Raw genomic sequence first — 21585 nt, 5'->3', positions numbered from 1 at the left:
AAAATGAGTTTTTTAGATATTATATTGATTGTTGCCATTGCAATTGGTTTTTTTAAAGGATATAAAAATGGGCTTTTTGTAGAGTTGGCTTCTTTAATTGCCTTTTTTATAGGAGTATTTATTGCAGTTAAATTTTCATATATAACTCAAGGTATGCTAGAAAACCATGTTTCATGGTCCCCAAAAACTATTACAGTTGCTTCATTTCTAATTACTCTTTTTGCTTTTGTTATTGGAATTCATTTATTGGCAAAAATAATCTCTTCAATAGCTGATTTCGCATTTTTAGGCATCTTAAACTCTTTACTTGGTGGAACTTTTGGCGCAATTAAAACCGCTCTCTTTTTTGGAATACTTTTAAATTTATTTCAAAAGGTAGATATCGGCTTTGTTAGCGTTGATGAAAACCTTCAGGAGAAAACATTACTTGTTGGACCTTGTATGAAAACTGCTGAGTTTTTATTACCCGTTTTAAGTGAATGGTTTGACGATGTAAAAAAAGAAGTAAAAGAGTTTGATAAAGCGGAAGACGGAGAATTTGATAAAGATACAGTTCAGTAATTACTTAATCTCTTTAATAGCGCTTTTCTCTATCCAGCCTTCTTTTAAATCAGCAAGCTGAATCTTTTTGTAACTCCCTAATTCTTCAAGAACCATTACTTTAGTTCCCGCATGTAGCTTGAAAGCATCTTGAGATAATGGATTAGGTTCGCTTTTCACTGAAATTACATCCGCAAAAACAATAGCTGGACGATCATTACTTATCCTGTTCTTTTCATAAAATCCAGAAAAAATACTTATTACTAAAAAGAGTAAAAACAAAATCATTCCTGAAAAGAAAATACGTTTTAAACCAGTTGAACTAGAAAAGTAATACGATACAAAACCTATCAGAAATAAAACTGAACACAATATTGAAATCCAAGCCCAAGTATCATAATGAAAGCTTGATGTGAAATCTGCTATAATTTTAGAAAATCCAACTTTTGGCGCTTCGGTAATTTCATCAATTGCCATTTTTTTAGCAAAAGATAAATTATTCTGTATTTCAGAGTCGTTGGGACTTAACAATGATGCCTTCTCAAAATTATAAATTGAGGGAGCAACTTTATTGAGTTTGTAATAACAATTTCCTAAGTTAAAATAAACCTCCGCAGATTCTTGTCCTGATTTTACGATCCCTTCATAAGAAGCAATTGCCTCTTGATAATTCCCTTTTTGATATAAGGCATTTCCTTTCTCAAAAGCCGACTGTGCCCAAAACGTTTGAGTAATAAATAAGAATAGGTAAACTATATTTTTAATCTCTTTCATAACTACGTTTCTTAATACAATTATGCCATTTGCTTTTCTAAATCGGAAATAATACTTACTGCCAGATTGTAATCGTTTTGAATACTTGTGCTTGTTGAAGGCGCATAACGTGCAAACTCACAACTTTCAACTAAAGAAATGAATTGGTTTACTGTATCTGTTTCAGCATTTTTAACCAATAACAACTGAGTAATTTTATCTTTACTCATTTCTGATGTTTCGATGTGCAGTTTTGCCTTCAAGAAGTTATGCAAAGCTCTTTCTAATGCGATGTAAAATGGTTCTTTGTTTGCCAGTTGCTTTTGCGCTTCAGAAAGGTATTTTTTAGCTAATTTATTTGAAAGTTTGATTCGATTTCCAGCAACATCAGCATCAAGTTCTTCTTTCTTTCTTCTAAATAAAATAATTGCAGGAATAATTAAAAACGGTGCAACTAAAAATCCGTAAAACATTCCTGACCCTAAAAAGTCTGATTTACTTTGAGAAACTAATTGCGTTTTAGATTTTATAAAAGCAAAAGTTGCATTTGATGTTACTTGTTTTTTATTTGTGTTTTCGGCTACTGCAGATGATGTTGCCACTCCATCTAAAACATTAATCGTAATTTCTTGAGATGTAATGGTTTTATAACTCTTTGTAGACAAATCAAAATAAGTAAATGTTAATGGCTGAATTGGATATTGTCCTTTTGACTGTGGTATGATTGTGTAAGTATCTGAAATACTACCCGTCATTCCTGTTAATGGCGTTTGAACATTTTCTTTATGCGCTGGATCGTACATTTCTAAAGAAGCTGGTACTACAGGTTTTGGCAATGTAAATAATTTTAGATTACCCTTACCAGACACTACTACTTTTAAATCTAATGATTCTCCAGCCTTCAACTCTGTTTTAGAAGGTAAAACCTGAAAATTAAAATTACCAACTGCTCCGCTAAAATCTTCAGGTTTTCCTGCTTCGGGAAGAGGTTTTACATTGATAACTTTTGAACCCGCAGCTACTTTTTTGCTACCCATTTTCATAATTGGTCTACCAAAAAAATCAACTTGACCAGATGGCACTTCAACCTCAACATCTAACGATAATGGTTCTATTTCTAATTTTCCTGATTTTTGTGGATATAAAACCGTTTTGCGCAAAACAGCATAACGATAAGGCTCTCCATTAAAGGTGCCTTCTTGAACTTGTAGTTGTTTTACGTCTATATTTTGACTCCAAAAATTAGTGTATTTTGGACTTGATAATTCTCTCCAACCTCCTACTCCTGATCGATGGCTTACATATATTTTATAAACAACCGTGATAGGCTCGTTTAGGTAAGGGTTTGAATTTGAAATTTCGGCAACAAGATGTACGCCATCTTTTCCTGATGGCCCAGCTGGTGCTTGACGTTGTTGTTGATTATACGGATTATATTGCTCGTAAGGATCTCTCTCTTCAGCTACTGCATTTCCAACAGTTACTTTAAGCGGAGATGTTTTATACACTTGACCATTAATTTCTATGGTCGCTTGCTTAATAACAAACGTTCCTTTTTTTAATGGTTGAAGAAAATATGAATATGTTTTTTCGAATGATTTTCGGCCATTAACCCATGAATAACTCACCGATTGATTGGGTCCTCCAACAATTCGAAAACCTTCAAAAGCTGGTGGACTAAAGTTATCACCATCTTCATTCATTGCAAAATCAACGCGTAAGCGTTCGTTTATTCCCAAAGAATTCTTACTCACACTAGCCACGAATTGGGTTTGTGCAAATAAACCAATGTTAAATAATATTGATATTACAAAAAATAGCTTCTTCATTTTCATACATTCATTAGTTACCAGTCTTTCTGATTTTCAACCGGTTTACCTTTTACTTTTCTTGCGTTTACTTTATCTTGAATTTTCTTTTCTTCATTATTTACAGCGTCCAGCAAGTTTTGTAAACGATCTTTTGGAACATTACCTTGCTTAGGCTCTGGATTATCTTGATTTTGATCTTTTTGCTCAGGTTTGTCTTTATTATCTTTTTTGTCCTGATCTTTTGGCTGATCTTTTTTATCTTCTTTCTTATCCTTGTTTTGATCTTTTTTCTGATCCTGATTTTTATCTTTTTTGTCGTCTTTTTTATCATCCTTCGGCGGATTATCCTTCAGCATTTTTTTTGCCAAAGCATAATTATACCTAGTTTGATCATCATTAGGATTGTTTCGCAATGCATTTTTATAGGCTTCAACAGCCTTGTCATATGCTTTTTCTTTCATGAAAACGTTGCCAATATTATGAAAAGCATTATGTTTTTGTTGCTTCCCTTTGGCAGTTTCTATTGCTTTCGCATAAGCAAATTTTGCCTCACTTGGCTGATTTTGCTTATAAATTGCATTTCCTAAATTATATGATGCTGTAGCTCTTTTTGCATTAATCCCTTTTGAAAGTCTGTAATTTACCTCAGCATCTGCATATTGCTTTTTAGCAAATTCCTCGTTCCCATCAGGCAATGCAAAATCTTTTTTCTGTTGGGCAAATGTACTAACAGAAAGCAATATAAATACTATTTTAAAAATGCTTTCCATGCTATCTTTCCTTCTTCTCATTAAACAAGTCTAATTTTTGTACCCATTTTGTTTTTCTTTCCAGTAGAAAAACATCTAAAAGCAATAAGAAAAACCCAAATCCTAAAAACCATTGAAATTGAGATTGAAAGTTTGCCATTTCTGTCGCTTCAAACTCTGTTTTTTGAATGTTATTTAGTGATTTACGCATAAAATCCAACACTTCTTTTGTGTTGTTCCCGTTTATGTAACCTCCTTTTGCTGCTTTTGCAATGGCTTGTAAAGCTTCTGGTCGTAATTTTGTGATTACCTTTTCTCCTGTCGATTTATCTATATGATAACTTTCAGTAACTCCATTATTTTTAATAGGAATTGGTCCTCCCGAAGTTGTTCCAACACCAATTGTAATAATTTTTATTCCTTTCTTTTTTGCTTGTTCAGCAGCTGACTCTGCTGCTTCTGAGTGATCTTCACCATCAGTCACCATTATTAAAAGCTTACTTGTGTTTCCGCTTCCTTCAAAATACTTTTCTGTTAATTCAATTGCTTCATCCAAATTACTTCCTTGAGAAGAAATCATGCCCGGATTCATAGACTGTAAAAACATCTTAGCAATATTATAATCAGTAGTTATTGGCAACACAGGGAAAGCACTTCCTGAATACGCAATAATTCCAATGCGATCACTTCCTAGATTATTAATGATTTGTGATACTAACTGCTTACTTTTTTCTAATCTGTTAGGAGCAACATCTTCTGCCAACATACTTTTTGAAACGTCAATAGCAAAAACAATATCAATTCCTTCTCGTTTTACTTTTTCGACTTTGGTTCCAATTTTTGGATTAACCAAACCTAAAATAAGCATCGCGAAACCTAATAGAACAATTCCAAATTTTAGCGACGGCTTAAATCTTGATTTTTCTGGACTTAAAACTTTCAGTAATTCTTCATCCCCAAATTCGCGTTGCTTTTTTCTTTTCCAGATTTGGACCCAAAGAAAAATCAACACCAATAGTGGTAGTAAAATGAATAAATACAAATATTTTGATTCGTCTAACTCGTACATTTTTTAATTATGAGTTTTGAGTTATGAATTATGAGTTAATTATGGTGCTATTTTTGAAAGACCATCAAAAAACTCATAACTTATAATTCATAATTTCTAATTTTTCAATTATATAAAACTTCTAAAAATTGTATTTCTTAATACTATTTCAATTAACAACAACAAGCCTGCCAACCACACAAATGGTCTGAATTTTTCGTCATAATTAACATACTTTAACTCTTCGACTTTAGTTGTTTCTAACTTATTTATCTCTTTATAAATATTTTCTAAACCTGTATTATCTTGAGCCCTAAAATACTTCCCTCCTGTTTTTTGTGCAATTTGTTTCATCAACTTTTCATCAATTTGCACTGGCATCATTTTAAATAAAAATCCACCATTAGGAGCATAAGCATAAGGAAAAAGTGCATTCCCGTTTGTTCCGATTCCGATAGTGTATACTTTTATTCCTAAATCGGCAGCAATTTCAGAGGCCATTATGGGTTCTAAAAATCCTGCATTATTCACTCCATCGGTCATTAAAATAACCACTTTACTTTTTGCTTTACTTTCTTTTAATCGATTAACCGCTGTTGCTAATCCCATACCTATTCCAGTACCATCTTGTAAAACATTATCGTATTTTATATCGTTTATAGCTTGCAACACAACCGCTTTGTCACTTGTTACTGGTGTTTTCGTGTAAGCTTCTGCCGCATAAACCACAATACCAATTCGGTCGTTTACTCTTTCTTCAACAAAGTCAGCAGCTACACGTTTTAAAGCCTCCATTCTATTTGGCTTTAAATCTTTTGCCAACATACTTCCGGAAACGTCAGAAGCAATTACAATATCAATACCGTTTGTACTGTTGTTTTTATTGCTCACATCAACACTTCGTGGTCTTGCCAAGGCAATTATCAAAGAACTTAATGCAATCAATCGTAAAACAAACAACATAGGTTTTAATTTAGGAAGTATTGATGTAGTTCCTTTAAAACCTTGTAATGAACTTATTTTTAAAGTTGGTTTTTCTTCTTTTCTTTTAAAGAAATACCAAACAATTATTAATGGCAGTAGCAAAAACAACCAAAAAAACTCTGGATTTAGAAAAGTTACATTGGTCATTAGTTTGCTAATTTAAGTTCAACAGAGTTTAACATTCGTTCACTAATTTTCTGTGCGTTTTCATCACCTTCTTTATGAGCAATCATAATTTGTTGCAACCCTCCTGCCTGACTGAATAAAAGTATTTGGTAATACATTTTTTCTCCGTTGGCAGTCATTGTTCCGTATCCTTTTATTCCTTTTATACCTTGTTCTGTACTAAATTCTTCTTGCTTTACAATCATGTTTTGACAGCCCTGTGCTTCCATGGTTTCGATTGTTCCATTTAAAGCTTGGCCTAAATCAAGTCCTGTTTGTTTACTTTCATCACCTTCTTGTGGCTTATTTTTAAACTGAGTTGTTGAAACCACAATTGTAAAGTGGTCTAAAATACTACCAAAGCCAAACATTTGCATGTCTTTTATTAGCGCCATTGCATCTTTTGGCACAGCCTTTTTAGTATCTAAACGTTTTAAAACTTCAGGTGTTTCTATAACAACCGAAGGATTTCCATATTCAGATTTTATCCAATCTTGATTTACTAATTGCTTAGTAGAATATCCTGAAAAACCTCCTTTTACATAATCAAAACCTTTAGTAATAATAACAAATGTTAATGCAAACAATAGCATAAATCCAGTTATTCCAGCCAAATTAACAAGTTGTGACTTTCTTTTTTGTTTCTTAAGAAATTCTTGTTGTTCCTTTTGCCACTTTAAGCTATTTTCATCAACAATTACTGGAATAGCTTTATCAAGTGTTAAGATTGTTGTTTCTATCTTTTTTCTATCATCAGCAATTTCGAAATCTAGTGGTTTTGATTTGGCAAATTTTACCAAATCGGCTTGTTTTAATACTTTTTCTAAACCTTCGAGAGTTTCTCTTGAAAGTTTCATTTTCTTTTTGTTAGATGCTGCGCGGAGCGCTACTATAAGTTCTGAAGTAGTACTTTCTTTTGCTGGAATTTCAATAGCTTCTTCGATATAATCACGAGCAATATCCGTTAATTCCGAATAATATTCTTTTACTTCTCCTTTTTCTAATAATTCCTTCTTCTCTAAAAGTTGTAATAAACTTGTTGCTTTTTCAATAGGTGAATTGTATACAATTTCTTTTTGTTTTGGTTTTCTGTTTTTCTTCCAAAGATAATATCCCAAATATCCTAATCCGCATAAAAGTATAACTACCAAAAGGTATTTCCACCAATTACCAAAAGGCTTTTCAACAGCTATAATTGGTTTGATGTCATACATTTTTTGTTTAAGCGTATCTACTTTTACGTTGAAAACCTCAACCTTAATACTGTCTGAGAATATTGGTTTTTTATCAAATAATACGGGAAGTCTTGGTATAACATACTTACCTGAGTCAAATTGTGTTAGACCGTATTTTTTAATTAGCTCGTAATTAGCATCACTTTTTACTGTATCGATAGGATAAGATTCGATAACTTCAAGTGCTCCAAAGTTATTTCCGCGTGGGAAAGTAACCAAAGTACTTGGTTTTGTTTTTACCTTTAAAGTCAACGTAAATTGAGCTCCAATTTTATTTTTTGTAGTATCGATTTTAGTCTCCAATGATTGTGCAAAAACAACCGATTGAACCAATAAGAATAATAAAAAACAATATTTTTTAATCATCATCATAAAACCCTATCTCGATTTAAAATATCCTAAAAGTTTCATTACATAGCTTTCATCCACTCTAGTATTTACGGTACCAGAGCCACATTTTGAAAAGATTTCTTTAAAATAGGTAACCTTGTCATTGTAATACTTCTCATATTGTAAACGAACACTTTTTGAACCTGTATTTATCCATTGTGTTGCACCTGACTCAGCATCTTGCATAGCAACCAGTCCTACATTGATCATCTTCTCTTCACGAATATCATGCACTCGAACACCTGTGATGTCGTGTTTTTTACTAGCAATTTTCAAAGTTTTCTCATAATCATCATCAGCAATAAAATCGGAAATCATAAACACGATAGCTTTCTTTTTCTGAGTTGCCGATAAGAACTGTAATGCTTGTGAAATATTGGTTTTATTACTTTTTGGTGAAAACTCGATTAATTCGCGAATAATTCGCAACACATGAGATTTTCCTTTTTTAGGAGGAATATATAGTTCTATTTGATCTGAGAATAGAATCAGCCCTATTTTATCATTATTTTGAGTTGCAGAGAATGCTAATGTTGCTGCAATTTCAGTAACGATCTCACTTTTTAATTGGTTTTTGGTACCAAAGCTTTCCGAACCAGAAATGTCTACCATAAGCATCATGGTAAGCTCTCTTTCTTCCTCAAAAACTTTTACATAAGGTTCGTTATAACGTGCTGTAACATTCCAGTCGATAGCACGCACATCGTCCCCAAACTGATACTGACGAACTTCTGAAAAAGTCATCCCTCGTCCTTTAAAAGACGTATGATACTCTCCCGAAAAGATATGATCACTCAATCTTCGGGTTTTTATCTCAATTTTTCGAACTTTTTTAAGTAATTCCTTGGTATCCATTTTTTTTGCTATTAGTCATTAGCCATTAACCATTAGTAATCAGAATTATGCTGACTGCTAAAGGCTAATTGCTAAAAACTGAATTAAGGCACTTCAATTTCGTTTACAATCTTATTAATGATTTCAACAGAAGTAATATTTTCAGCTTCTGCTTCGTAAGTAATTCCAATACGGTGACGTAATACATCATGTACAACAGCACGTACATCTTCAGGAATTACATACCCGCGACGCTTTATAAAAGCATAACATTTTGCAGCATTTGCCAAGTTAATGCTTCCACGTGGTGATGCCCCAAAACTAATTAAAGGCTTTAATGAATCCAACTTATATTTTTCTGGATAACGAGTAGCAAAAATTATGTCTAAAATATATTTCTCAATTTTTTCATCCATGTATACTTCGCGGACAGCTTGCTGAGCACGTAAAATTTGATCGATTGAAACTACTGGATTTACTTTTTCGAAACCTCCATTTAAATTTTGACGAATTACCAAACGTTCGTCTTCCATTTTAGGATAATCGATAACAGTTTTAAGCATAAAACGGTCTACCTGAGCTTCTGGCAATGGATATGTTCCTTCTTGTTCTACAGGATTTTGTGTTGCTAATACTAAGAAAGGTTTTTCTAACTTAAAGGTAGTATCACCAATTGTTACTTGTTTTTCTTGCATCGCCTCTAAAAGTGCAGATTGTACCTTTGCGGGAGCACGGTTAATCTCATCTGCAAGAACGAAATTTGCAAAGATTGGTCCTTTTTTTATAGTGAATTCGTTTTGCTTAATATTATAAATCATCGTACCCACGACATCAGCAGGTAATAAATCTGGTGTGAACTGAATACGACTAAAACTACCATGAACCGCATGTGACAATGTATTGATAGCTAAAGTTTTTGCTAATCCTGGAACTCCTTCAAGTAAAATATGACCCTGACCCAAAAGCCCAATAAGCAAACGTTCAATCATATGTTTTTGACCCACAATTACTTTATTCATCTCCATAGTAAGAAGATCAATAAAAGCACTTTCGCGTTCAATCTTTTCATTAATGGCTCTAATATCTAAAGTCGTTGTATTTTCTTCCATTGTTGTATTTTTTAAGGCGTGAAATTAACATTTCAATTAATACGATGCAAATTGAAAATTAAATTAGATTGATGCTGTTAATAATCAGTTAAATGTTAAAGAAATAGGTTATTTTTAAGCTTTGTTTAGGATTATATTTGACAAATTTTAAGAACTACTAATTCAAATCAGTTTGAAACCAAATTTATCGCCTATTATTGCCGGCACCATGACTTGGGGAAAATGGGGCAAAAATCTTGACATTAAAGGAATTATTTCATTAATGGAAACTTGTCTGCAAGAACAAATTTCGACTTTTGATCATGCAGATATTTATGGCGGACATACCACTGAAGAAGATTTTGGAAAGGCTTTTTCAGAAAGTAAAATAGATCGTTCTGCGATTCAATTAATTTCGAAATGTGGGATTAAATATATTTCTGAAAATAGGAATTATGATATTAAACACTATGATTATTCGGAAGAATATATCATTTGGAGTGTAGAAAATTCATTAAAAAACCTTCAAACTGATTATCTAGACGTACTTCTTTTACACAGACCCAGCCCTTTAATGATTGTTGATGAAATTGCAAATGCTATTGAAAAACTAAAAACACAAGGAAAAATAAAAAGCTTTGGGTTATCAAATTTTACCAATTCTCAAACTCAATTAATTCAGCGAAAAATTAAGGTTGATTATAATCAAATCCAGTTTTCTGCTACACACCATGAAGCAATGACTGACGGAAGTTTAGATTTTATGCAAATTCATGATATAGCCCCTATGTGTTGGAATCCGTTAGGAAGTATTTTTAAAGAAGAGAACGACCAAACTCAAAGATTAAAAACTTTACTAAAAGATCTTTCTAAAAAATATAATACAGATGAAGATGTAATTTTATTATCATGGATTTTACAACATCCATCAGGGATATTACCGGTTATAGGCACCACAAATCCTGAAAGAATAAAAAATGCCATGAAGGCCATTAATCTAAAAATGGATTTAGAAGATTGGTTTAGAATTTGGACTGAAAGCATGGGAACAAAGGTTCCATAGATAAAAACTTATCTGTTTTATTTAATCCATTTTTATAGTTTTGGGATTAAAAATTAATGGTTTATTAACGTCAAAAAATGTAATTTAGTGTTCAAATCCTGCTCTAAATGATTAACAAACGTCTGCTTATTAAAAACCTACTTGCCCATAACGACGAGAATAGTTTTTATGATAAAAAACGCCAACTTAACCTGCATAGCAGAGAAGGGAAAGGAAAATTTTTAAAACATATTTGTGCCCTTTCTAATTCTAATCCTAACAATAATTCTTATATCGTTGTAGGGGTTGAAGATGAAACCAACGAGATTGTTGGTGATGATTTTTTTGATGATAGCAGAATACAAAACCTAGTAAATGCTTTTTTAGAAAATCCTCCTAAAATTCAATATGAAAACATTCCATTTCCAAATCTACCTAAAGATAAGGTTGTAGGATTGGTAACTATTAAACCAAATCATAAAACGGCTTACTTTAAAAAAGGGATTCACACCATTTTAGCCAATAGTACTTTTATTAGGGTTGGCAGCAATACCATCCCAACTGAGGATAAAATTCCTTTTTCAAAACAAAATATTGAAGCGGTTATAAGCATTGAAAACAATTCCAGAAACAGTATTGCTCATACCCTTGATGGTGTTTTAGATTTTATAAATGTTCGTCATAAGGATATGGATACAAAGCACAAAGTATTTAAAGAACTTTTTGTGGTTTGTTGGGCTGGAAATAAAAAAAAGGTTCGCGATATTACTTATTTATCTAGGGTTGACATTGAATTAGTCAACGAACAAATAAAGCTTTTTTATTCGGCTCAAGATGAAGTAACCATAGAATATAATGATAGTGATTTTATTATTACGGAATATATTCCATTGGGTTTAAATGACAAAACCAGTTATTATCCATTAGAAAAAGTCATCATAACTTTCTTTGATAATGGCTATTATAAAATCGAAAATGAGATGCTATTTGTACCTCCTCAATACAATAAAAAAATGTTGCATCATATTTATAACTCAAATAAAGCTTTAATTGCCAAAATGGAGAAAGGCATGGAATTAAATGATAGAGAACTCAAAGATTTACAACAATTACCTTCGTCGTTTATGGTATGCTACTTAAACGGATTTGAAAATGCCAAACAAAGATTAATTGACTCTAAAAATTATCTAAAACCTTATCCTCAAGTCTACGAAAGTTTTAAAGAAGCCCTAAGAGTTTTAAGAAAAATGAAATATGACAACTAATAGTCTGTACAATAAAAATTATAAATTCTATCATATTAAAAAAGTAGCTATTGTTTTATTAACTGTTTTTAAAGTATGCCATATCATAATAATCCAGAGAAAAACTATCCCAAAAATATTAAATATAAATGGAGCTTCTATTTTATAGTTATTTACATAATAGTAACCATCTTTTACTGCTAATGAAAACTCGTCTAAATCAGTATACTTAATTAAATCTTGAATAGAAAAAAAGGTGATTATTAGGTTAATGATCAACATAAAAAAAATTGATAATCCTAATGTTGTTAACAGCAAGTCTAATTTGAAATAGGTAAAGGAATTAGGTAAAAAATTTTTCATAGGCAGATAAGAGACTTTAGCAAACAAAAATAGTTTGATGTAAAGCAAAAAAAGTACGGATTCTCCGTACTTTTTGTTAATTATAAAATTCAAATCAAACCTCGCTTTTTAGCTTCTCGAATAACATCTTCATCAGTTCCTTTTTCAATTCCTAGATAAAGCTTTATTTGAACCTTCCTTTTTTCTATAGAACTCATGGATAAATTCATGTGTTGTGGCAAATTTTTCGTCTTAATACCTTGCGATAACAATGTTAACATTTGACGATTAAAATCGTCTAAATAATTATCTTTAGAAAGCAATTCTTTTAAACTTGCTTTTACCGTTGCACTATTATAAATCTCATTGTTAATAATTGCCTCAAAAGCTTTTAAGAGTTCTTCTGCCGTAAAATCACTTTTTACCAATAATCCATTTGGATCGACTTTTTTTATAATGTTATATAATATAAGTGTTTCAATGTGTGATGTTAATATCACAATTTTTGTTGAAGGACTATATTTCTTAACTAACAAGGCTAAATCTTCTCCGTTAACGATATTTTTTTCTTCGTATGACGGTAGACTGTAATCTAAAAAAACAATATCAAAATAATCTTTTTTGCTTGGATTTGTTATTATATCATATGCATCTTTACAATTAAATGCGGATGTGGTTTCTATTTCATATCCGAGATCATTATATGAAAGTATAATCTTATACCCTTCAATCATTGAAGGGTGATCATCAATCATTAAAATTTTTATTTTTTCTGACACTTTATAATTATTTAGGCGGGTATATTTATTTTAATTTTAGTTCCTTTTCCTTTCTCAGATTCAAAATTAATTGTTCCGTTGATTGATGCTATTCGAGCATTCATGTTTTTTAATCCTATTCCTTCTTTAGATTTTTTTACATCAAATCCTTGTCCGTCATCTTTTATTTCAATATTAATTTGATTATCGACTTTATTAATTACTGCCAAAACATTTTTAGCTTTTGCATATTTGTAAATGTTTTGAAGTGATTCTTGGAAAATTCTATACAAATGCATTTTGGTTGGACTATCTATATTTTCCCATGAAATAGAATCATCGATTTCGACGGAATAGTTAGCATCTGATATACTTTTTTGATTTTCGAAAAGAGCTTGAATAATTGCTTTAAAACTATCTTTTGCTGCAAATATGTCTCTATTTAAATCATGTGAAATAGCTCTAATTTCTTTTTCAATTTCTTGAATTCCATCAATATGAGTTATGCATTTTTTAATAGTTTCTTCATCATTCTTTTTTGACAAAATAAATAAATTTAACCTTGTACTTGTTAATTTACTCATTATTCCATCATGTAATTCTTGCGCAATTCTTTTTTTCTCTGCTTGCCTTCCTTCATCAATCCTGTTGTTTTGATCCAACATTAATTGATAAATTTCTTCATTTGCCTTTTGTTGCTCTTGTTCAAGCAATAACTCCCTATTTTTTGCGCTTTGTAATCTATTTGTATAAATCATGAAACCAAATAAAAATGCAATCAAACTTAGGCCTAATATGGTCCATCTTTGCTTAGAAATCTCGTCTTTTTCTTCTTCAATAACATTTTTTTCTGTTATTATTTCATCAGTTTCAAATTCTATTCTCGCAAATTTATTTCTAGTAATTCTTTCTTGATTATGTAAACTATCTGTTAAAGCCACATAGCGTTCCATGTGTTGAACTTTATTTTTTTTATCAATTTTGGAAAGTAAACCAATCGCTTTCAGTTCATCATCAAACAATTTTAATTTATGCGCTTTTTCTCTTGAAAAATTAGAGTTTTCAATCGCAAGTAAAGTATCTTTTTTTAATAAATTATATTCTGAAATACTCATTTTACTTGTTACTATACCTGGACCATAATCTAAACTATCTCTTATCTTATAAGCTTTTAAAAGGAATTTTTCAGCTTTAACACTTGAAGATTTCACCATGGCATATCCTAAGTTGTTCAATAAATTAGAATATAATATTGGTTCAGATATTTTAAAATCCGTAAATTGTAATGCTTGTTGTAAATACTTTATTGCTAATTGATACTCTCCTTTTTTAGTATATAAAATTCCTAAGTAGTTATAAATTTGAGCTCTTAAAAGTTGATATTGGAGTTCTTCTTTCAAAAAGTCAGTTGTTTTAAAAGCCTTATTGTAATATTTCTCAGACTCTGAAAAATTACTTACTCCTTCTAAAATGTTACCTAAAGTTAAGTAACACTCGTACACTAATCTATAGTTTTTTTCTTGTATAGCAGACTTTAAAATTTCTACAACAACAGTTTCACTTCCTGCAAAATCTTTCTCAAAAAACAAAATTCTTGCTTTTGCAAACTTGACAGTATTAGAGCCTTCACTGTTTCTAATTTTATCGTAAACCTTCTCAGACTTGCTATAATAGTAGTAAGCACTATCGGTAATAAATTTTTCGTAAAAATAATCTCCAATATAATTTAATCCTCTCGCAATGTTTGTACTATCTTGTGCAGCAAGAGACATTTTATAAACATCTTTTGAAACTTCATGATAATCCTCATACTTTTCTATATTATAGTATCTGCCAGCCAGTTTAAAAAAATATTCTCTTCCTTTCTGGGAATTTGGATAATTATCTAAAATCTTGTGAACTTTTTGAGTTAACTTATATCTTTCCTCCTTAGTTTTGGAATAATCATTTGCATTACTCAATAAACCATCTATTTCTACAACTGCCAAATTGCTTTCTTCCTGATTATCATTTTTTGAATTACAGGATGAAAGCAATACAATGACTAAAATTTTATAAAATAAAAATTTCAACTTCACAATTTGTGACATAAATACTCACAAACTTACAATATATATTCAAATAAAAATTAACGAATTATGGTTTTGTTCCCCCTTTTGGTGGATCAATATCACATTCTTCACAAAATCCTTTAGGGTCAGAATAAATTGGCGGTGGTGGAGCAAGTGTATCAGTACCTGTACTAGATGAAACAACTTCACCATCTTTAGCTAAATAATCAGACTTTGAAGCAGCAGCCTTAGCTTCTATTTTCTTAATCTCATTATTAAGAATTTCTTCATTTTCATCATTCGAACATGATGCTACAAAAACAACAAGAACTATAAGTGACACGATCTTTTTCATAACTTTTCAGTTTTAAAATATTTAACAATTTCTTTGGGTTTATATTTATAATTTTATCAAAATTATAACCCTTGGAAATTTAAATTTTACGGTTTTTCCGTATATTTTGTTAAAATATTTTTTTAGAAAATGATCCAGAAAAGCATTTTTCTTTAATGCATTTTTCGTAAATTTAATTTTCTAAACTCTTTTGATGAGAACACTCGTTATTGGTGATATCCATGGTGCTCTCAGGGCTTTAAAACAAGTTCTGGAAAAAGCTAACGTATCACAAACAGACACTTTAATTTTCTTAGGCGATTATCTGGATGGGTGGAGTGAATCTCCTGACCTAGTGGATTTTATGATTTCTCTAAAGATACAAAAAAATTGTATTTTTTTACGTGGCAATCATGACGAATTAGTTTTACACTGGTTACAAAACAATCATGACAACCCTATGTGGTATAATCACGGAGGTGAATCAACGGTTAAAGCCTATGCTTCTGTAAATCAAAAAACAAAAGAAAGTCACATCGAATTTCTTTTGTCGTTAAAAAATTATCATCTTGATGAACAAAATAGATTATTTGTTCATGCTGGTTTTACAAATCTTAAGGGAGTTACTGCAGAACATTTTCCAAGAATGTTATACTGGGACAGGACTTTATGGGAAATGGCTCTTTCATTAGATCCTTCCATAAAAAAAGACTCTCCATTTTATCCTAAAAGATTTTCTGTTTACAAAGAAATATACATAGGTCACACACCTGTAACACAAATAAATGAGATGATTCCAATAAATAAAGCCAATGTTTGGAACGTTGATACTGGAGCTGCATTTAAAGGGCCGTTGACTATAATGGATATTGACTCTAAAGAGTATTGGCAAAGCGATCCTGTATATAAACTCTACCCAAACGAAATGGGGAGAAATTAAAGTTTAGTTAGTATATTTGCGCAAAATTTATTTAACAATGAAAAAGATACTTTTTATAGTTTCACTACTTGTTTCAGCTTTTTTTGTTAACGCACAAGCATATAAGGGAAAAGGAGACACTAAGTTTCAAGTTGGAGCTAACATACAAGATGGTGGTACTGGAATAACGTCAACTGTTGATTTCGGGATTGGAGAAAACATGTCCTTTGGTTTTCAGGCAACTTATATGTTGTCAGCAAACAAGATCTTAGATGAAAAGCCTAAATTTGGAGACAGAGCAGATATTAGAGCTCGTTTTAATGCCAATCTAGGAAATGTAATAAACGTAGATGAAAAATTTGATGTTTATCCTGGTTTAGACTTAGGTCTAAGAAATTTTGGAGCACACTTAGGTGCAAGATATTTCTTTACAGATGGTTTTGGTGTATATACTGAATTTGCTCTTCCAATCGCCAAATACGATTCAACCCCTGGTCTTTATGGCCACTATAACAATCAATTCAACGCAAGCGTTGGAATGTCATTTAACTTATAATACCTGAGATGAGTGTTATTGAAAAAAAATTAAAAGACAGAAGTAATTCTTCTTGTGAATTGTGTGGTAATCAGCACGATTTAAAAGTCTTTAATGTTGCTCCAAACGCAACCGAAAGTTTGGAACAATCAATTTTAGCCTGTACAACATGTATCAATCAAATTGAAAACCCTGAAACTACAGATGCAAATCATTGGCATTGCCTTTCTGATAGTATGTGGAATGAAAATCTTCCTGTTCAAATTGTTTCATGGCGTATGCTAACCCGTTTAAAAAAGAATGATTTATTAGATATGATGTATCTAGACGAAGAGGCTTTAGAATGGGCAAAAGCGACTGGTGAAGACAATGATGATGAAGGAAAGATAATTCACAAAGACTCCAACGGAAATATTCTGCTAGATGGCGATTCAGTAGTTTTAATTAAAGACCTTGATGTAAAAGGAGCAAATTTTACTGCCAAACGTGGTGCTGCTGTTCACAACATTAAGCTTGTTTGGGATAATCCTGACCAAATTGAAGGCAGAGTTGAAGGACAACACATCGTAATATTGACACAATACGTTAAAAAAACAAAATAATGGCGTTCCCACGCCCAAGGCATGGTCGGGCTATCAGCTGCACAAGGTACTTGCCTCTATCCCTAGCGCAAAAGCGACACCTTAAAAGGTGTCGCTTTTTTTTAAACCCAAATTTATAATCGTGTTACTTATTCTATAATTATTTTTTTGCTCAATATTCCATTATCCGTTTTAGTTTTTACAATATAAGTACCTGAACTTAATCCACTCACAGAAAACTGCATATTGGTTTGATCCTGATTTGTTATTTTTTGTTCGAAAACTTTTTGCCCAAGTATTGAAAACAATTGTACATTTTCTACTCTAACATCATAACGCTGATTTTTTATTTTTAAATAATCATCACTATAAAAAACCGCAACTCCTTCGCCCAACTCATAATCGTCAACAGTAAGAGCCTGATTACTAAAACGAATTGAAAATCTATTATTATATTCCCCTGCAGGAAGAGCTATAGAAAAATCTGCACTTCTTAAATTGTGGTACACTCTGGTTACTTCATCAAAAAGATAAATTTCTTGATCTGCAGCAATGTTTTCTAAGGAAGCTATTTTGATAACATTATTCCCTTGATTTGTAATTTTTAAAGCCAATGGTATTACTTGACTACTATTAAAATCAGGAACGGCTTGAATTACCAGTTTTGCTCCACTAAGACTCCAATATATGTCATCTGGATTAACATCGACCATCACTGCATCAAATCCAAAATCATATTGCATAGTTGCATTTGCATCTGCACCAATTAATAATTGTCTATACATATTTGACGGTGAATCATACTGTAATCTAATTTTTGGCCTAACATCTTCTATAACTTGATTAGAACTATTATTTGATGATTTGAAAAATACTGATTGACCTGATGCTTCTGTTTTGAAGGTTCTTTGTGAATTTTTAAATATAATACTTCCTCCGGTAATCGCTCCAGCTAAATTTGGATTATTTGCTATCAAGCCAGGGTCAACATTAGAATTAATAAAAAAGGCCTGTCCTACTGGAATGTATCTTTGAGGTACTTTTATGCCTCCTGAACCATTATTATTAATCATTGGATCATTAGAAATAGCGACAACACCACCCATTAATGTATAAGTTGCATAACCTGCCACGTAATTAGCTAAGTAGTGAGAATTACCTGCAAAATTATCATAGAAATACAAGGCTCCATTAAATCTATTTCCTGAAGCTCTCCCCCCACTGTCTCTCATATTATCTAAAATAAACTCATTAGCATCTAGTGCAGAAACATAAGGATTCCCTATTAAATAACTTTGGTTTAAACCTATGGATAAATTTATAATTCCATTATTAGGTTTTCCCGAATACACATAGTTTTGGATATCTGAAACCGTAGCAGTTCCTGTTACACCTTTCATAGTATATCCTTCTCCAATTTTTATATTTCCAGTGCTGCCTACTCTTTGCCAAGAATAATAATTTGTACTAGCTAAAGTAAACTTATGAATCCATCTATTGCTAATTTTAATTGGATTAGAAATTACTCCATCAGCATAAGTAGCAGCATCTCCAAAAGAAATTATTCCCGGATTGTATGGATTTGTCGTAGCATCTGTTCCATCTCTTAAAACACCTGACACAGTGTAATTTATTCCATCCAAACTAACTGGTGAAGACCAATAATTATAATGAAAACTACTTTTCTTCCCTTGTTGATCTCTTAAAAGTTTACCAGTCCCTTCAATTGGGTTTACCACATCACCTAACTGTACTAATTGAGCTTCGTCTGTTAATCTTAAAATTCCGCTAGTTAATGTTAGTAGATTAGCTACTGTTAATTGAAAGTTGTTAGATAAATTAATTCCTTTAGCATTATCCAAGCTATTCAAGGTAAGATTATAAAATGTCTCATTTAACTTTATCCCCGAATTTATCAATTGCACTTGATTAATTCCTTCTCCGTTAAACGTTACCGTACCTTGACCTGGAGTGAAAGCACCGCTATTTTTCCAATCTCTTTTAACATGTAATAAAGAAGTGCCTAACATAGTAAGAGAAGCAGTATTTCCTATTATTAAATCTCTACAAATAGCAATTTTATCTTCTGGAGCATAAATACTATTTCTATCAATTATAGGCATTCTCACACTACCATTAGGAATCACAGCGTCATCAACCGTAGTTGGCACACCACCTGCCCAATTTTTACAATCAAACCAATCTGTACTTTGAACTCCTGTCCAAAGACCTTTTGTTCCATTCAATACAGATAAGACAGCACTTCCTACCAAATCTGCTGGTTTAGCAGTACAATTTTTATCACTTAGTGCTGTTACAGAATAAGTAACATTTGCAAGTAAATTAGGTACTACAAAATTATACGGATTACTTGATGTGGTAACTGTTGTACTTGTTGAACCATTAGTATAAGTAATATTCCATGGAGCAGTTCCAGTAAGTGCAATACTTAAAGAAGCACTGTCACCTAAGCAAACAATCTGCGAAGAACCTATAGATGCAGTTGGTCTTGGTCTAACTGTAACTTTTATTTCTGCTGTCCCTTCTGGTCCATAACTTGTACACCCATTAATATATGAAACCACATAATAGGTAGTTGTAACTGGAGGAGTTACTATCATTACTGAACTTACAGAACTTGTAGACACCAAAACATTACCATTTTGATCGAGCCATTGCGTTGTTAGGCCTGTTGGCGTTTGAGGAATCCCTATATTATCAATTGCCCATGAACTGTTCAACAATCCATGAAAACTAAATTTCACTCTCAAATTAGGTTGTCCTATATAATTATTCAGGTTAATAATTTCTTGAGGAAAGTTATTGTATGGAGTTCTAATCATAGCCCCTGTATAACTTGATAAAAGGATATTATATGTATTGCCTCCATCAAGAGATAACCAAACCTTTGCGGTAGCACCAGTTGTTAAATTAAAAGCATGGTTAAATTGAATTGTAAATGTAGCCAATCCAAAACTGTTGAATATTGGTGTTTCAAGCTCTGAATCAATTGCTCCGTGTGCTATAGCAAATTTTCCTGTTGATGTATATGTTGTTCCTGAATATGTTCCTGAATTTGAAGTTGTTAATCTAAAACCAGTTGGTTTTACATTACTACCACCTGCATTCAATCCATTAGTATTTCCATCAACTTCCCAACCTTCAGGATTAGCATAACTAAATGCACCACCAGTTGCCACTCCTTGACTTGTTGCATAACCACTTAATGCCGTTAATGTTGAACTTTCGCCGGCACAAATTGTTCCTGGCATCGCTACCACAGTAGGCTTTATATTAGGTATTACGACTACTACAGAAGTACTTGAATAGGCAATTCCACACGTCCCGTTTTGAACAACTGCTCTAAAAATGGTTGTATCATTTAAAGCTATATAATTATAACTCGCTGCTGTGTTTGAAATTGCTGCCCATGTATTTCCGCCATCTATTGAACTCTCCCAACGAATAACACTTCCTGTATGACCACTTAAATACAACCAACCACTTCCTAAATGGCATATTGTATTTACAGTTACAAGAGGAGTTACACCAACTGCAGAAACTGTTACGGTTCCTCCTAAAGAAGGTTGAAAAACTGCTACGGTTACTGTATCAAGATAAGCTGAAGGGCATAAAGTCGCTTTCACATTGTATGTAGTTGTTGTTATAGGTGATGCTGAAAAATTAATAGTACCACCGTTCCCAACAACTGGAAGACCTACTGGATTATTTGAGGCATCTCTAAGTTGATATGAAACACCTGATTCACTGCTAAATAATGATATTGTTGTTCCTTGCCCTGAGCATATTGAAATATCGTTTGACAATATTTTTTGGATACTACAATCTTGACCATAACCCAAAAAAATACCACATAGCAATACTAGAAAGAAAGTAATTTTTCTCATAGTCTATTTCTTTGATTAGTAAAATAAAAAGGTTGAAAATTACTCTATTCTAAAAAGAAGTGTTTGTAGCCTAACAGATGTAAATTGTGAAAACTAATGCATTCCCATGCCGCAATTTTATTCTGTTTTTTTAGAATAGATTTCCAAAAATTGGGTTGTGGTATTTGTTTTACAGAACTAAATTAATCATTTCGTTAAACAAAAAATGTTTTTATGTTGAGTTTTCGATTAAAGGTTTCTAAACTCGACGAATGACTTTTTTATTTCAAAAAAG

The 21585-nt window shown here is 31.9% G+C and carries 18 protein-coding genes; 6 read left to right on the top strand and 12 right to left on the bottom strand.

Annotated features, from left to right (window positions below):
- Positions 1–3 precede the first annotated feature (3 nt).
- Positions 4–561 (top strand): CvpA family protein, encoded by a 558-nt coding sequence (locus LJY17_RS12465; protein WP_264544149.1) that lies wholly within the window; start codon positions 4–6, stop codon positions 559–561.
- Here LJY17_RS12465 and LJY17_RS12460 read toward each other — a convergent pair whose 3' ends face one another.
- From LJY17_RS12460 to LJY17_RS12425, 8 genes are all read right to left on the bottom strand, one after another.
- Positions 562–1314 carry a tetratricopeptide repeat protein gene (locus LJY17_RS12460; RefSeq protein ID WP_319800126.1) on the bottom strand — a complete coding sequence of 251 codons (753 nt, stop codon included), beginning with the start codon at positions 1312–1314 and terminating at the stop codon, positions 562–564.
- A 20-nt stretch (positions 1315–1334) separates the two neighbouring features.
- On the bottom strand, positions 1335–3122 hold the full coding sequence (locus LJY17_RS12455; RefSeq protein ID WP_264544148.1) for a BatD family protein: 1788 nt from the start codon (positions 3120–3122) through the stop codon (positions 1335–1337).
- A 17-nt stretch (positions 3123–3139) separates the two neighbouring features.
- On the bottom strand, positions 3140–3895 hold the full coding sequence (locus LJY17_RS12450; protein WP_264544147.1) for a tetratricopeptide repeat protein: 756 nt from the start codon (positions 3893–3895) through the stop codon (positions 3140–3142).
- The gene (locus LJY17_RS12445; RefSeq protein ID WP_264544146.1) at positions 3876–4922 is read right to left on the bottom strand and encodes a vWA domain-containing protein; all 1047 of its coding nucleotides are present in this window, start codon (positions 4920–4922) and stop codon (positions 3876–3878) included. The genes LJY17_RS12450 and LJY17_RS12445 overlap by 20 nt, the downstream gene beginning before the upstream one ends.
- 108 nt (positions 4923–5030) lie before the next feature.
- Positions 5031–6032: a vWA domain-containing protein gene (locus LJY17_RS12440; RefSeq protein WP_264544145.1), complete on the bottom strand. Its 1002-nt coding sequence runs from the start codon at positions 6030–6032 to the stop codon at positions 5031–5033.
- Complete coding sequence (locus tag LJY17_RS12435) at positions 6032–7654, bottom strand: BatD family protein (protein ID WP_264544845.1); 1623 nt, start codon at positions 7652–7654, stop codon at positions 6032–6034. The genes LJY17_RS12440 and LJY17_RS12435 overlap by 1 nt, the downstream gene beginning before the upstream one ends.
- A 9-nt stretch (positions 7655–7663) precedes the next feature.
- Positions 7664–8530, bottom strand: coding sequence for a DUF58 domain-containing protein (locus tag LJY17_RS12430; RefSeq protein WP_264544144.1), 867 nt, complete (start codon positions 8528–8530; stop codon positions 7664–7666).
- 83 nt (positions 8531–8613) lie between these two features.
- Complete coding sequence (locus LJY17_RS12425; protein WP_264544143.1) at positions 8614–9618, bottom strand: AAA family ATPase; 1005 nt, start codon at positions 9616–9618, stop codon at positions 8614–8616.
- Positions 9619–9790: 172 nt separating this feature from the next.
- Between LJY17_RS12425 and LJY17_RS12420 the strand changes: the two genes are divergently transcribed.
- Positions 9791–10660, top strand: coding sequence for an aldo/keto reductase (locus LJY17_RS12420; RefSeq protein WP_264544142.1), 870 nt, complete (start codon positions 9791–9793; stop codon positions 10658–10660).
- Positions 10661–10767: 107 nt separating this feature from the next.
- Positions 10768–11904: an ATP-binding protein gene (locus tag LJY17_RS12415; RefSeq protein WP_264544141.1), complete on the top strand. Its 1137-nt coding sequence runs from the start codon at positions 10768–10770 to the stop codon at positions 11902–11904.
- A 431-nt stretch (positions 11905–12335) separates the two neighbouring features.
- On the opposite strand, the gene LJY17_RS12410 is transcribed toward LJY17_RS12415, so the two are convergent.
- From LJY17_RS12410 to LJY17_RS12400, 3 genes are all read right to left on the bottom strand, one after another.
- A complete protein-coding gene (locus tag LJY17_RS12410; RefSeq protein WP_264544140.1) occupies positions 12336–13004 on the bottom strand; it encodes a response regulator in 669 nt (222 codons plus the stop codon).
- Between the two features lie 11 nt (positions 13005–13015).
- A complete protein-coding gene (locus LJY17_RS12405; RefSeq protein WP_264544139.1) occupies positions 13016–15055 on the bottom strand; it encodes a sensor histidine kinase in 2040 nt (679 codons plus the stop codon).
- Positions 15056–15119: 64 nt separating this feature from the next.
- Entirely contained in the window at positions 15120–15389 is a 270-nt protein-coding gene (locus LJY17_RS12400) for a membrane lipoprotein lipid attachment site-containing protein (protein ID WP_264544138.1), read from the bottom strand.
- A 193-nt stretch (positions 15390–15582) separates the two neighbouring features.
- Here LJY17_RS12400 and LJY17_RS12395 point away from each other — a divergent pair, with 193 nt between their 5' ends.
- From LJY17_RS12395 to LJY17_RS12385, 3 genes are read left to right on the top strand one after another with little or no spacing between them, the layout of a single operon-like run.
- The gene (locus LJY17_RS12395) at positions 15583–16308 is read left to right on the top strand and encodes a metallophosphoesterase family protein (RefSeq protein ID WP_264544137.1); all 726 of its coding nucleotides are present in this window, start codon (positions 15583–15585) and stop codon (positions 16306–16308) included.
- Positions 16309–16345: 37 nt separating this feature from the next.
- Positions 16346–16843 (top strand): DUF6646 family protein, encoded by a 498-nt coding sequence (locus tag LJY17_RS12390; protein WP_264544136.1) that lies wholly within the window; start codon positions 16346–16348, stop codon positions 16841–16843.
- Between the two features lie 8 nt (positions 16844–16851).
- Positions 16852–17424, top strand: coding sequence for a PhnA domain-containing protein (locus LJY17_RS12385; protein WP_264544135.1), 573 nt, complete (start codon positions 16852–16854; stop codon positions 17422–17424).
- A 128-nt stretch (positions 17425–17552) separates the two neighbouring features.
- On the opposite strand, the gene LJY17_RS12380 is transcribed toward LJY17_RS12385, so the two are convergent.
- On the bottom strand, positions 17553–21311 hold the full coding sequence (locus LJY17_RS12380) for a T9SS type A sorting domain-containing protein (RefSeq protein WP_264544134.1): 3759 nt from the start codon (positions 21309–21311) through the stop codon (positions 17553–17555).
- Positions 21312–21585: the final 274 nt, after the last annotated feature.

It is taken from the genome of Flavobacterium hankyongi (assembly GCF_036840915.1).
GTDB lineage: Bacteria > Bacteroidota > Bacteroidia > Flavobacteriales > Flavobacteriaceae > Flavobacterium > Flavobacterium hankyongi.
This window is presented reverse-complemented; position numbering and strand designations above follow the sequence as displayed.